The organism is Anabaena lutea FACHB-196 (genome assembly GCF_014698305.1).
Lineage (GTDB): Bacteria > Cyanobacteriota > Cyanobacteriia > Cyanobacteriales > Nostocaceae > Anabaena > Anabaena lutea.
Window position 1 is genome coordinate 42,956 of sequence record NZ_JACJST010000002.1, and the last position, 14,158, is coordinate 57,113.

At 39.0% G+C, this 14,158-nt stretch carries 14 protein-coding genes; 3 read left to right on the plus strand and 11 right to left on the minus strand.

Going from position 1 to position 14,158, the window contains the following annotated elements; all coding sequences use genetic code 11:
* Positions 1–6: 6 nt before the first annotated feature.
* Together H6G59_RS02445 and H6G59_RS02450 are read left to right on the plus strand one after the other, a co-directional pair.
* Positions 7–3,012 carry a peptidase domain-containing ABC transporter gene (locus H6G59_RS02445; RefSeq protein ID WP_190711591.1) on the plus strand — a complete coding sequence of 1,002 codons (3,006 nt, stop codon included), beginning with the start codon at positions 7–9 and terminating at the stop codon, positions 3,010–3,012.
* Between the two features lie 98 nt (positions 3,013–3,110).
* Complete coding sequence (locus H6G59_RS02450) at positions 3,111–4,700, plus strand: beta-barrel domain-containing protein (RefSeq protein ID WP_190711592.1); 1,590 nt, start codon at positions 3,111–3,113, stop codon at positions 4,698–4,700.
* A 96-nt stretch (positions 4,701–4,796) separates the two neighbouring features.
* On the opposite strand, the gene H6G59_RS02455 is transcribed toward H6G59_RS02450, so the two are convergent.
* Positions 4,797–5,333: a peroxiredoxin family protein gene (locus tag H6G59_RS02455; RefSeq protein ID WP_190711593.1), complete on the minus strand. Its 537-nt coding sequence runs from the start codon at positions 5,331–5,333 to the stop codon at positions 4,797–4,799.
* Between the two features lie 159 nt (positions 5,334–5,492).
* A complete protein-coding gene (locus H6G59_RS02460) occupies positions 5,493–6,104 on the minus strand; it encodes a peroxiredoxin (protein WP_190711594.1) in 612 nt (203 codons plus the stop codon).
* 138 nt (positions 6,105–6,242) lie between these two features.
* On the opposite strand from H6G59_RS02460, the gene H6G59_RS02465 reads away from it, so the two are divergent.
* Positions 6,243–8,339, plus strand: a complete 2,097-nt coding sequence (locus H6G59_RS02465; RefSeq protein WP_190711595.1) for an amylo-alpha-1,6-glucosidase — start codon at positions 6,243–6,245, stop codon at positions 8,337–8,339.
* 49 nt (positions 8,340–8,388) lie between these two features.
* Here H6G59_RS02465 and H6G59_RS02470 read toward each other — a convergent pair whose 3' ends face one another.
* The 9 genes from H6G59_RS02470 to serS form a co-directional block, all read right to left on the minus strand.
* Positions 8,389–9,303, minus strand: a complete 915-nt coding sequence (locus H6G59_RS02470) for a polysaccharide pyruvyl transferase family protein (protein ID WP_190711596.1) — start codon at positions 9,301–9,303, stop codon at positions 8,389–8,391.
* Positions 9,304–9,567: 264 nt separating this feature from the next.
* A complete protein-coding gene (locus H6G59_RS02475; RefSeq protein ID WP_190711597.1) occupies positions 9,568–10,005 on the minus strand; it encodes a DUF29 domain-containing protein in 438 nt (145 codons plus the stop codon).
* 472 nt (positions 10,006–10,477) lie between these two features.
* The gene (locus H6G59_RS02480) at positions 10,478–10,861 is read right to left on the minus strand and encodes a PIN domain-containing protein (protein WP_071188385.1); all 384 of its coding nucleotides are present in this window, start codon (positions 10,859–10,861) and stop codon (positions 10,478–10,480) included.
* Positions 10,854–11,096 carry a hypothetical protein gene (locus H6G59_RS02485; RefSeq protein WP_190711598.1) on the minus strand — a complete coding sequence of 81 codons (243 nt, stop codon included), beginning with the start codon at positions 11,094–11,096 and terminating at the stop codon, positions 10,854–10,856. The genes H6G59_RS02480 and H6G59_RS02485 overlap by 8 nt, the downstream gene beginning before the upstream one ends.
* 261 nt (positions 11,097–11,357) lie before the next feature.
* Positions 11,358–11,759 (minus strand): type II toxin-antitoxin system VapC family toxin, encoded by a 402-nt coding sequence (locus H6G59_RS02490; RefSeq protein WP_190711599.1) that lies wholly within the window; start codon positions 11,757–11,759, stop codon positions 11,358–11,360.
* Entirely contained in the window at positions 11,747–11,956 is a 210-nt protein-coding gene (locus H6G59_RS27200; RefSeq protein WP_190711600.1) for a DUF2281 domain-containing protein, read from the minus strand. The genes H6G59_RS02490 and H6G59_RS27200 overlap by 13 nt, the downstream gene beginning before the upstream one ends.
* Positions 11,957–12,311: 355 nt before the next feature.
* A complete protein-coding gene (locus H6G59_RS02500) occupies positions 12,312–12,509 on the minus strand; it encodes a cyclin family protein (RefSeq protein WP_190711601.1) in 198 nt (65 codons plus the stop codon).
* A 9-nt stretch (positions 12,510–12,518) separates the two neighbouring features.
* Complete coding sequence (locus tag H6G59_RS27565; protein WP_277924616.1) at positions 12,519–12,644, minus strand: hypothetical protein; 126 nt, start codon at positions 12,642–12,644, stop codon at positions 12,519–12,521.
* Positions 12,645–12,814: 170 nt separating this feature from the next.
* A complete protein-coding gene (gene serS, locus H6G59_RS02505) occupies positions 12,815–14,095 on the minus strand; it encodes a serine--tRNA ligase (protein ID WP_190711602.1) in 1,281 nt (426 codons plus the stop codon).
* Positions 14,096–14,158: the final 63 nt, after the last annotated feature.

Here is a 14,158-nt window from a genome sequence, read left to right on the forward strand (position 1 = left end):
ATAAACATGACTTATATTAAGAACGTTTTTGAAGACTTTCTCATCACTGTTGAAGGATTTGAGCAATTATCAGCAGCGGAAGCAAACAATCTATTATCACAACAGCAAGCTTTACGCTACCGGATAGGTCAAAAAATAATCAGTAAAGAAAAACTACCTGATCGCATAGCAATTCTTTACGAAGGAAGAGTCAGGCTGTTGGCATATGATCCCCAAACACAATTGCCAATTACCTTAAAAATACTAGAACCCGGAGCAATCATTGGCGAGATTAGTTTATTGCGGCAGATTGCTTGTGAAACAGCGATCGCATCCACCGAAGTCATCTGCTTAACTTTCAGCACAGTAGATTATTTACGTCTTCTGTCCCAGAATCCAGCATTTGCCAATGCGCGTCAAAACTCTAGTCACCTGATAGAACTATTCGATGTTATTAGCCCGCAATTAGCCCAACAAGCTAACGCTGGTTTAAATCTCAAAGAAATCTCTCAACAAGCTTTATTAGGCGCGAAAATACATCAACTCCCACCAGGAAAAACCCCTTTTAGCCAACTAGACAGTGGTAGTATCTGGTTTGTTAGCGGTGGTGGTATAGTAACTAATTTTCCCCCCGGTTCTCGGTTAGAATCTACCAGCGCCAAAGATGTTTTGGAAGTAACGGGGAATGTTCCCGCTCGTTTAGTTGGTATCAATCCCATAGATTTATTATTCCTGGATGATCATCAAATAGAGCCGGAAATTCCAGCCAATCAAAGAGCAATTATCGATGAGTTAGAAATTCCCTACGCCACAACAGAGGAAGTTTTACCATCACCTTCCGACACACCACAAGTTAAGCAAAAACATCAAAACTACCCATTTTTTCGCGGACAGGGCGAATTAAATTCTACCCTTGCTTGCTTCCAAATGGTTGCCAAGCACTTAGAAATTCCCTTGCGGAAAGAGGTAATTCGTCGCATCTTAAATGAGCAAATTAAACGCCAAACTGGCATATCCTTTCAACTTTGCGCTTATTTAGCCGAATTAATCGGACTCAGATCTCAATTAGTAGATGTTCCCGCTGCTTCCATCACACGCATTCCTACACCAGCACTAATTCAATATAGTGATAGTTATGCAGTTATCTATGCAGTAGATGCCAATACAGTGGTTTTGGGTGTGCCATCTAGAGGGATTATCCGCTGCAAACCGGGCAAACTACTAGAAGAATTAGAAACTGATGACAGTAATTTGCAGCCGCAAGCCAGGGTATTATTGCTCAGTGCTACCCAAGAAACACCCCAAGAACGCTTTGGTTTGCGCTGGTTTTTACCATATTTATCAAAATACCGTCGCGTTCTCATAGAAGTCTTCATTGCTTCCTTTTTCGTACAACTAGCAGCTTTAGCCAATCCCCTAGTTATTCAGTTAATTATTGATAAAGTCATCGTCCAAAATAGTATTAGTACCCTGAATGTTTTAGGGGTTTTACTACTAGCAGTTGGTGTATTTGAAGCAATACTAACTACATTGCGGACTTACTTATTTGTAGATACCACCAACCGCATTGATATGAGTTTGGGGTCACAAATTATTGACCACTTACTACGATTACCACTCCGCTATTTTGAACGGCGACCAGTTGGTGAACTATCTACTCGCATCAATGAATTAGAAAATATTCGCCAGTTTCTCACAGGTACGGCGTTAACCGTGGGATTAGATGCATTGTTCTCGATAGTTTATATCGTTGTCATGCTGTTTTACAGTTGGCAACTAACCATAGTCGGTTTAGGAACAATTCCCCTATTTGTGGTGATTACATTAATTGCTGCCCCCACAGTCAGCAGACAGTTACGAGCCAAAGCTGAACGCAACGCCGAGACTCAATCTTATTTGGTCGAAGTCATGTCAGGCATTCAAACAGTGAAAGCGCAAAATATCGAATTGCGATCGCGCTTTTCCTGGCAAGAACGTTACGCTCGGTTTGTGGCCGCAGGCTTTAAAACTGTGATCACTTCCACCCTGGCTAATTCAACTAGTCAGTTTCTCAACAAACTCAGCAGCTTACTAGTTTTGTGGGTAGGAGCTTATTTGGTATTACAAGGAGAGTTAACCCTAGGGGAATTAATCGCCTTTAGAATTATCTCCAGTTACGTTACTAGCCCAATATTACGTTTGGCACAAATCTGGCAAAACTTCCAAGAAACTGGGTTATCTTTAGAACGTCTCAGCGACATTGTTGATACACCACAAGAAGCAGAAATAGACAAAAACAACATTCCCTTACCTGCAATCTCTGGTGCAGTTAAATATGAAAACGTTTCTTTCCGATTTGCTCCCAGTGGACCACTGCAACTGAACAATGTTAGCCTCGATTTCCAGGCTGGTAAATTTGTCGGTATTGTTGGACAGAGTGGTTCAGGTAAAAGCACAATGATGAAGTTGCTGCTGAGACTTTATAACATCGAGTCCGGCAGAATTTTAATCGATGGTTACGACATTAGCAAAGTAGAACTTTATTCCCTACGTCGGCAAATTGGTGTCGTTCCTCAAGATCCGTTGTTGTTTGATGGCACAGTTCAAGAAAACATTGCTCTGACAAATCCTGAAGCGACAACCGAGGAAATTATCGAAGCCGCGCGGATTGCTGTAGCCCATGAATTTATCATGAACTTACCCAATGGCTACAACACACGAGTAGGTGAAAGAGGTTCAGCCCTTTCTGGTGGACAAAGACAAAGAATTGCGATCGCTCGTTCGATTTTACAAAAACCCAAATTATTAGTGTTGGACGAAGCCACCAGCGCCTTAGATTATCCCACCGAAAGACAAATAGGACTCAATTTAGCTAGAGCATTTCAAGGTACTACCGTCTTCTTTATTACTCACCGTCTGAATACTGTTAGTAATGCAGATGCGATTATCGTCATGGATGCCGGTAGGGTAGTGGAGCAAGGTAGCCATCAAGAATTAATGGCGGCTAAAGGGCATTATTTCTACCTTTATCAACAGCAAGAAGTCAATTTGTAATTTTTAGGGGTGGGGTTTCCTCACCCTGGAAATCACTTATTTAAACTATTGACTTAAATTTTCAATTCCAAACCTCAAATCTAAAATCTAAAATTGTTATGACTCAACTTAATGGTAATCACGTCAACGGTAACGGCAACGGTAACGGCAACGGTAACGGCAACGGAAAAAAGCAAACTGTACAACTACTAACACCTCCAAAAAAGGTTAAAAAAGATTCTTTAATTAATCCTTATCAGGATAGCTTTGATCAGTCTGTAGTCTTGCGTCAATCTCCCATGTGGTCACGTACCATCATGATCACCTTAATGGGGTTAGCCTGTTTTGGGATTGTGTGGGCTAATTTTGCGAAAATTGAGCAAACAGTTCCCGCAACAGGTCAATTAAAACCAGAGGGAACAGTCAAAGAAGTACAAGCTCCTATTAGCGGTGTTGTTAAAGCCGTTTATGTTAAAGATGGACAATCAGTAAAGCCAGGAGACTTACTCTTGACTTTCGATTCTATTGCCACCTTAGCTGAATTAAGTTCGTTAAATAAAATTCGCAGTGCCTTAATTCAAGAAAATAATATTTATCGACGCTTAATGGGAGCAAGTACAGGTATAGAATCAGAATTGGACTTTTTACAGAGTAAATTGCCAGCCGAAGCTGCTTTTCTTCTCAAAAGTCGAGCTTCATTAGTAGCAGCAAATGAACTACTGCGCGCTCAATTAAGAAATTCAGTACCTAATCCAGGAAACGGAATCGATGAAGAACAACTTCTCATTACCGCTAAAACAGAATTAGATTCTCGGTCTGCCGCAGCTAAGTTAGAAGTTGAAAAAACCAGAAAACAACTATCTCAAACAATCCTAAAAAGAAAAGATACTCAAAATAGTTTGGTAATTCAACAAGGTATTTTAGATAAACTCAAAATATTAGCAGTAGAAGGGGGAATTTCTCAGCTTCAATACCTGAATCAGCAACAACAGGTACAAACTCTCAAGGCAGAAATTTCACAATTATTTGAAGAAGAAAAACGCCTCCAGTTTGATATTCAGAAAGGACAACAGGAAGCAACTAATACAGTAGCAGCTTCTGATAAAAACGTTTTGGATAGGATAGGTGACAACAAAAAACGCATTGCGGAAATTGATAGTCAGTTTATGAAGGTTGTTCTCGATAACGAGCAGCGTTTGGCAGATATCACCAGCAAGATTTCCCAAACACAATTAAATGTCAAATATCAAGAACTCCGCGCTCCTGTTGCGGGAACTATATTTGATATGCAAGCTAAAAACCCTGGCTTTGTCGCTAACCCCACACAAAAGCTACTGCAAATCGTGCCAAATGATAAATATGTAGCTGAGGTATTTATCACCAATAAAGATATTGGGTTTGTACGCAAAGGTATGAACGTAGATGTAAGAATTGACTCTTTTCCTTTCAGCGAGTTTGGAGATATCAAAGGTAAGGTAATTGATATTGCTTCAGATGCTTTACCTCCAGATCAAAATCATCAATTTTACAGATTTCCAGCTAAAGTCAGTTTGAATAAACAATCCCTGGGAATGCAAGGTAGAAACATCTCTTTACAGTCGGGTATGTCCATTACTGCCAATATTAAAGTGCGTGAAGAAAGAACAGTAATGAGTTTGTTTACTGAAATGTTTACCAAGCAATTAGAGAGTCTGAACGAGGTGCGTTAATACAGTACATAACACAATCAAGGGCGGGGAAACCCCGCCCCTACAAGTTTTGCGATTTACTGACTGTATCTGACTCAAGTTTCGATATATCTGCAATTAGTTAAATTGTTCTAACAATGTCTCTACAGAAGCATTGTGATCTAAGAAGGAGAATAAATGTCGATAGATTAATTTTCCTTCTTGATTTAATACAAACTGTGCTGGTAAAGGCGCTCCTAAAGCTTGTCCTACTTGATAGGTACGAAATACATAACAGCTTGGGTCACTTAACAGGGGCATTTTCAAGTTTAAATCTTTGACAACTATTTGACTTTGCTTTTTGTCAGTACTAGTAATCAACAAAACTTCTATGCCGCGATTTTGAAATTGCTCATATTTTTCATTCAAATCTTTGATGTGGGGATAGCAAAATGGACAATATTGTTTTTCGGTAAAAATCCGCGTAAAGGCAATTACAACAGATTGTTTGCCTTTAAAATCTGATAGTTTTAAAGTGCGATTATTTGTAATATCTGTCAATTTAAAATCTGGCGTTCCTACTCCCAGTCTGATCTCATCTAATGCTGGTTTTGGTAAAAAATTTCGGAAGAAGCGCTCATTAAATAAACCAGTAAAATCTGTTGAGGTAAGCATAAAAATTAATTGAATAAGTCAACATAATTCGTAATTGATAATTCGTAATTCGTAGTTACAATCAATGGGGGCTTGTACCCTCTTTAATTACGAGTTACGAATTACGAATTAGTAATTAGTTAAAAAACTCCTGCCTCTAGTATAGCTGCCTGCTACTTCCTAAACAGCAGAGAAGTAAATTTTGGATTTCACTGGATCAGGATTCATGGTTTTGTCACCTGGTTGCCAACCTGCGGGGCAAACTTCATCGGGGTGAGACTGAACGTACTGAAGTGCTTGTAGTGTCCGCAGGGTTTCATCAACACTGCGACCAAAGGCTAGGTTGTTGATGGTAGCGTGTTGGAGAACACCATCTTTATCAATGATAAACAGACCACGCAAAGCAATACCAGCTGCTGGGTCGAGGACGTTGTAATCGCTACTAATTTCTTTCTTGATGTCAGAAACTAGGGGATAATTTAAGTCACCGACACCACCAGATTTGCGATCTGTTTGAATCCAAGCTAGGTGAGAAAACTCGCTATCAACGGAAACACCAAGTACTTCCGTGTTAAGCTTCTTGAATTCTTCGTAGCGATCGCTAAATGCTGTGATTTCAGTGGGGCAAACAAAGGTAAAGTCTAAGGGGTAAAAAAACAGGACGACATACTTGCCGCGATAGTCGGAAAGTTTAATGGTCTTAAATTCTTGATCTACTACAGCTGTTGCTGTAAAGTCTGGAGCCTGTTGGCCAACGCGGAGGCTTCCTTCTGTTCCGTAAGTAAGGGTCATTAACCTAGTTCTCCTTCAACTTATATCCATTTTTTAGCGTTGTAATTTGGGTCAGTGAAAACTCACCCAGCCAAGCTATCACAGTTTAATTACGATCTATTACAACTATATCATAGTCATAACGATTTTGAGTAGCTAATGACTGATTTAGACACAAGAGAATGGTTACTTACCAATGGCTTGGGTAGTTTTGCCAGTGGTACAATTTCTGATGTTCGGACACGAACTTATCATGGTTGGTTGTTTGCAGCTACAAATCCTCCTGCTGGACGAAAATTACTGCTTTCTCACTTGGAAGCAAGTCTAGAAATACCAGGAAAAGTTATAGCACTGGGAACAAATTTTTGGGGTAGTGGTCAAATTGAGCCAAAAGGCTATACAATGCTGCACAATTTTGATGTTAACCCGGTTCCCAAATGGCTTTGGGGTGAGGAGAATTGGCAGTTAAGTAGACAGTTGGTGATGCCTTATGGGTGGGTAGAGGAAGGTAGGGAGAAATTACCAATGCTCAATGCCCAAAGGACTTTAATCCAGTATCGCTATGAGGGTAAGGATGTAGGGATTTTAAGGTTAAGACTGTTAATAGGCGATCGCAATTTTCATCATCAGCAAACTGAAAACGAGAAATTACAATTTTCCCAATTGGTTAGTCAACACCTAGTTTGTCTACAAGCGAACTTTGGTGGGGAATTTGGTACACCTTGGCATTTGCGTTGGACACAAGGAGAATATCAAGCAGATGGAGTTTGGTATTGGAATTATGGTTTACCAGAAGAAACAAAACGGGGATTAGGAGATCGAGAAGACCTCTATAGTCCCGGTTATTTAATAGCTAATCTCCAACCAGGAGATACAATCACCCTAGAAGCAAACGTAGGTTTACCCAATCCTCAACAACCGATGCTCTCCTCGGAAAGCTTTGCAGAGGCCGTAGAAGCAGAACAAGAGAGACTTTCGCAAATTTTTGGCTGGAGACGAGAAGAAGCAGGAGAACTCTTAGCAGGGGGCAGGGGAGGCAGGGGAGCAGGGGGAGCAGGGGAGCAGGGGGAAAAAAACCAATTACCAATTACCAATCACCAGTCCCGAATTTGGCAAAAACTACTTAAAGCCAGTGATCAATTTATAGTCTATCGTGCTTCCATTGCCGGGCCGACAGTAATTGCTGGATATCACTGGTTTAATGATTGGGGACGAGATACCTTGATTGCTTTACCGGGATTGACACTGGTTACACAACGCTTTGATTTAGCTAAAGGTATATTAAAAACTTTTGGGCATTACTGTCGTCATGGACTGATTCCCAATGCCTTTCCCAATGCTGACAGCGAACCGTTTTACAACAGTATTGATGCAGCGTTGTGGTGGATTGAAACTTTAGGACTTTATTTAGAAGCTACTGAAGATTGGCAGTTTTTAGTAGAGCAATTCCCAGTTGTGCAGCAAATTCACAAAGCCTTTGTTGGTGGTACTCGCTACAATATCCAGGTGGATGCCATTGATGGGCTAATTTGTTGGGATGCTAATGGTGTGGCTCTTACCTGGATGGATGTGGTAATTGGGGGATTACCTATTACTCCCCGTCGTGGTAAACCAGTAGAAATCAATGCTTTATGGTATTCAGCTTTATGTTGGTTGAGTCAATGGGCAGAACGTTTGAGCCAAATAGATTTAGACAATTCTGTACGGTTAAATAATCAAGCCCAACGCTATGGACAGCAAGCAGAACAGGTAAAAGCTTCGTTGCAAAAGTTCTGGAATCCCCAGTTAGGCTATTTTTACGACTTTATTGATCCAGATGATGGACGGAATTCGCAAATTCGCCCTAATGCAGTTTTGGCGTTATCTTTGCACTATTGCGGTTTTTCTGAGCAGCAAGGTCGTCAAGTATTAGATTTGGCTACTTCCTGTTTGTTGACTCCCTATGGGTTGCGTAGTCTTGATCCGGGTGATCCAGAATATGTAGGGATATATGAGGGGAATTCAGAAAAGCGCGATCGCTCTTATCATCAAGGTACTGTCTGGACTTGGTTGATTGGTGCTTATATCCGGGCGTGGGAACGTTTTTACCCAGAGGAAAAATTACCTTTTAATTGGGAACCGCTAATTAATCATTTTCTCTCTAGTGCTTGTATTAATTCAGTTTCGGAAATTTTTGATGGTGATGCACCGCATATATCTAGGGGTGCGATCGCTCAAGCTTGGTCTGTGGCTGAGGTGATTCGGCATTTTAGATGATTGGATTTGATGAGCGATAGCACTTCTGCCTTCTTCAAGCTTGCTCTACCTAAACCTTGAACTTACCTTCAGCAAAATCAAGTTTAAACTGCTCCAAACAGCTTTCTAATCGGGTCAACATTTCCTCAATACGAGCATCACTACTCAGAATGGGCTTGGCTGTTTTTACCAACTTAGACAGTTCCTGTGCTGTTTTTTGTTGTCGTAGCCACTCTTGTATTCGTCGGGCTGGAGTCAGGAGATGATCCCACGGAATAGAAGTATTGACTTTAGCCCATCCACCTGTTGAAGAACGAGGTTGATAGAAGCGTCCAAGGGAATAAGGCTGATACTCAAGTTGCATGGAAGCACACCAATCTTGCCACTTGAGGGGCAGAATTGAGGAATTTGTCTTGACTGGAATCCACGGTGTTCTTAGGGCATCTGCAACGATCGCTCCATGCATTGCTTCACAAATAAGTACTTCTGTTTGCCGAATTTTTGTCAAAATATCCTCTATTTCCCAGGACGGACTGATATAGCCAAACCCCAGTTGATCACAAACCCTTTGCCAGCCATCTCCTGCCAAATCGTAGTGAGGCATATAGGAGAATTTATATTTCTTAGCAACCGAACTTTGATCAATTAACTTACGTAGTAGGAGTGCGCCATCGGTAATTGCCAAATCACTGCTTACATTTAGGCTTTTTGCTGAGTTTGGTCCTCGTAAACAGTAGATGTGGTAAGACTCATCAATTACAGGTAAATCTTTTCCATAACCTACACCAGTGCTAAAGATAACTCTATGTTTTGCCTGAGGAGTGCGTCTTGGCAGTGCGTCGTTAATTAGAGTACCAATACCAATAAAAGCAGAACTGGGATCTTCATCCAAAATCCCTGGAAGCAGCTGCTCCCACATCCAAGGATTAAGCGCATCTCCAAAATTTTGCCTGCCCTCTGGATACTTGCAATAGTAAAGTTTCATCGTTAACAGAATAGAAGATTTTTTCCTGTTTATAGTATCATAAAATACCATTATCCTGTTAATCTTTTAATCCTGGATATCCTGATATGGCTTGCGCCACGCTACGCTATCAGACAGTTAAATATTAATAGCAAACAGTGCGTTACATTTCATTAATGCACCCTACGAGATGAGCGATGCTTTCGGCAAGCGTAGCTATCGCTTTTAGTAATGAGTAATTTTCCAACTCTTTGCCAAAATCGTTTTTTCCTAGAGATAAATTTTCTAATCCTCCCAAAGTGTATAGATTTCTTCAAAAACCTCATCCCAACTTAAAGCAATAATTTCTGGTTTTTTACCCATTTCATCTCTAGCATCCTGTTTCGCAGATGTAAAACACTTATCCCAAATTGACTCTAAAAACTCTCGATTGAGACTTGGCATTTCCTCTTGACTATCTGCAATTTCTCTCCTTGCTGAACGAATAGAAATCACCCAACTAGGACTACGTTTTTCAGTTTGGCATTTCCATTTAATTATATGCAGCATCAGTCGAGTTAATTGACTAATCACTGCCCTTTTTTCTGAGCGCCCCATTGACTCTAATAAATTCTCCAAAATGTCATCAACTTCTGTCATTTTTCCCTCTTGTAGCAATTGCTTTGCCTTTACCACAGCTAAGTATGGCGATTGAAATACCAGTTCATTCCATGCTGCTGTCATGATTTATCACCTCTCTAGTATCGAGTAAACCTGTAGCCTGTAATCCTTTTCCACGATTAGTTAGAGTAATGAGCAAATATGGTAGTTTTATATCCTTTAATTTTAGCTAAAAAATTCGTGATTTTTTCTACTGTCTGAATGAGGATTTGAGGAGCTTCAGGATAAAGATATGAAAATTAATCCTGTAAATCCTTTTTTGTCAGAATCAGGATGCTCAGGATTTGAGGATGTACAGGATAAAGATATGAAAATTAATCCTGAAAATCATTTTTTTGTCAGAATTAGGATGCTCAGGATTTGAGGATGTACAGGATGTTTTTTTAATATTCATCTACATCTTCAGAAATCGCAGTAATTCAAATATCCCATAATATCAATATCAAATATAATCTTGTTAATCCTTTAATCCTGGATATCCTGATTCTGACAGTTAAATATTAATAAAAAACGGTGCATTACATTTTATTAACACCTAACGCACTACTCTAACTTCAACCCCCACATTAATACTACCCCACAACCGATCAGTTGTGAGAACAGGCTGATTAAGAATAATACCTAATGCTAAACAAGCTCTATCCCCAAATGAAAGCCCAATTGATTTAGTATTTGGGCGCAACATTCCTGCTTTTAATGCTTGTTCTTCATTAAAATTAATAACCTCAAGATTGAGATTATAAATAATCTGTCTAATATCTTCTTCAGGGATTCCTGCATCGGCTAATTTTGCTATAACTTCGGATAAATTCACTGTACTAATTGCAGCTTTACCAATAAATTTTAAAACTTCTTCGCTACCAGTTTCTTGATTGAGTAAAGCTAAAATAGCAGAAGCATCTACAACAACTTCACTCATTTAAACTTTCCTCTCTCCGTTCCTGAATTAATTCTTCAGAAAGTTGTCTATTAGCAGGAATATATTTTCTAAAAATAGTCTGAGCATTTTGTACAGAAGTTTGAACATGATGATCAATTGGGTTATCTTCTAATACAAGAACAGCGTTATATTCTCCCATTGGTATATCTACAGGAGAATTGACTAATAATTTGCCATCATTTGTTATAGTTACTTTTATGTCTAGTGTTTTCATAGTTTACTTAATTAGTAAATGATTATGTTAATTATACCAAATTTTTCAGAATCAGGATGTACAGGATTTGAGGATGTACAGGATGTTTTATTAAAATTAATCTACATCTTCAGAAATCGCAGTAATTCAAATATCCCATAATATCAAATTTAAATATAATCCTGTTAATCCTTTAATCCTGGATATCCTGATTCTGACAGTTAAATATTAATAAAAAACGGTGCATTACATTTCATTAACGCACCCTACAAGATGAGCCAACTATTGCATCAAATAAGTATTAAGTTCAGGATATTGAGAAAATAAACCATCAATACTGGCTAGTTTTGCTTGATACTCTAGTGTGGTAGCAATAATTAAACGGTCAAATGGATATTTGTGAACAGTAGATAAATCTACAGCACGACAAGCAATTTCCGCAGTCAAGGGAAATAATGTAATACCTGATGCTTCTAATGCTTCCTGAAACCATTGATTAGCAGTGCAAGGTAATTCTAATCTTCCTCGTTGTTGTGCAAGTGCTATTTCATAACAGGAAATAACGCAAATACCTACCTCGTCAGCCGTTTCAATAACTTCTCTCCAGTGGGTAGGAAATCTTTGAAATTCCTGATTAATAAACCAGAACCAGATATGAGTATCAAGGACTATTATTTGAGACATTCCCACTCTTCTTCATTGACAATAGGACTAACAATATCACCTAATGTTTTACCTTTACCAGCGATAGCATCAGGAGGAGTACGGCGTTTTTTTGTTGGTAATTTATGTTTGAGAAATTGAATAAAATCTAAAACTTCTTGTTGTTTTTCTGTTGGTAATTCTCGGAAGTTTTCTAAAACTGCTTGTTCAATAGTCATAGTTTCACCTTTAGGATTATAATGTAATTATATTATAGATTTTCACTTTTTATCAGAATCAGGATGCACAGGATTTGAGAATGTAGAGGATGTTTTATGAAAATTAATCTACATTTTCTGAAATTGCATTTTGTCAGAATCAGGATGCACAGGATTTGAGGATGTACAGGATGTTTTATTAAAATTCATCTACATCTTCAGAAATCGCACTAATCCAAACATCCCAGAATATCAATATCAAATATAATCCTGTTAATCCTTTAATCCTGGTTATCCTGATTCTGACAGTTAAATTTTAATAAAAACAGGTGCGTTAATGAAATGTAACGCACCCTACGAGATGAGCGATCAGACTTTATCTATAATGATCATTTAATGGAGGCTGAAGGTATGGTATTAACATTTTCTCTAAGATATCTCTCTGACGTTGCTGAGTAATAATAGCTACATGAATATGAGTTGCACCTCTTTGTATAGCTTGAGGAAGTCTCTCATGGTTTGGAAGACGGGAACTAAAATCATCTGTTTGTCCAACGTATAGTGGATACCACATATTTCCCTGCTAATATGCAAAAATATATAATCCAGGAACTTTATTCCAGTTGAAACTGTAGTTATTTGTATTTGCAACAACTTCAAATTTCAGGGATTCACCATTACCCAAAGGCCAATTAAATATTTGAGTCATTATTTAACTCCGTATAGCGCAATTTACCTGATTCTAAACCTCGGCTAATTTTGATGTAGTGGTAGTAATAGTAATAGCGATATAGGGATAACCGTACTTATTCAACACAGAATATTTACGTATATCCCTTAATGTTATTTGGAATTATTCCCAGTCTCAACCACTTCCAGTTACAAAACCTCCCTCCCTAAAAACGATCGCAACACCTCCGGTACTTTAATCGTCCCATCAGCTTGCTGATAATTCTCCAAAATCGCCGCCATAGTCCTTCCCACAGCCAAACCAGAACCATTCAAAGTATGCACAAACTGCGTCCCTTTCTTACCAGCTTCCTTAAACCGAATATCCGCCCGTCGTGCTTGAAAATCAACACAATTAGAACAACTAGAAATCTCTCGATACTTCCCAGAAGATGGCAACCAGACTTCTAAATCATAGGTCTTTGTTGCCCCAAAACCTAAATCAGCAGTACATAAATTAATCACCCGATAAGGCAATTTTAAAGCTTGTAAAATACTCTCTGCACTTCCAACTAACTTCTCTAATTCATCAAAAGAATTTTCCGGTTTTACTAATTTCACCAACTCAACTTTATTGAATTGATGCAACCGAATTAAACCCCGCATATCCCGTCCATAACTTCCCGCTTCCCGACGAAAACAAGGCGTATATGCACAGTGATAAATTGGTAATTCTTCTGCGTTAATAATTTCGCCCCGATAAAAGTTAGTAACCGGAACTTCCGCAGTGGGAATTAACCACAATTCATCATCTGCACATTTAAAACTTTCTTCCGCAAACTTCGGTAATTGTCCAGTTCCCGTTAAAGAATCTGTATTTACTAACAACGGTGGACTAACCTCAATATACCCATTTTCAATATGCTTAGAAAGCATAAATTGAATTAACGCCCTTTCTAAAGCTGCACCAGCACCGATAAGACTGACAAACCGACTTTGGGCAATTTTTACGGCTCTTTCAAAATTGAGAATACCTAGTTTTTCGCCAATTTCCCAATGTGGGAGAATATTTGGGTTTTGAGGCAGATATTCATCACCCCAACGGCGTACTTCTTGGTTATCATCTTCGCTCTTACCAATAGGTGTAGAATCACTAGGTAAGTTGGGAAGCGCCAAAACCAGTTGCTCAATTTGGGCTTTTAGTTCTTTTTCCTGGGGTTCTAATTCGCTTAATGTAGCTTTGAGAGAGTTACCTTCATCCTTTAAAGCTTGAATTTCTGGATCTTGAGGATTAACACCAGATTTCACCTTTTGACCAACTAATTTGCCAATTTCGTTGCTGCGGGCTTGGAGTTGATTCCGTTTTCCCTCCAGTTCCCGTTGCTTTTGATCTAACTCTAGTATGGGTTGGATGTCGTACTTACCACTACGACTGCTCAACCGTTCTTGAATCGATTGCGGATTTTCCCGTATTTGCTTAATATCCAGCACAAATTTCTCTCAATCTTTTGTGAGTGGTCAGTTGTCAGTTGTGAGGAGAAAATATGAATATTA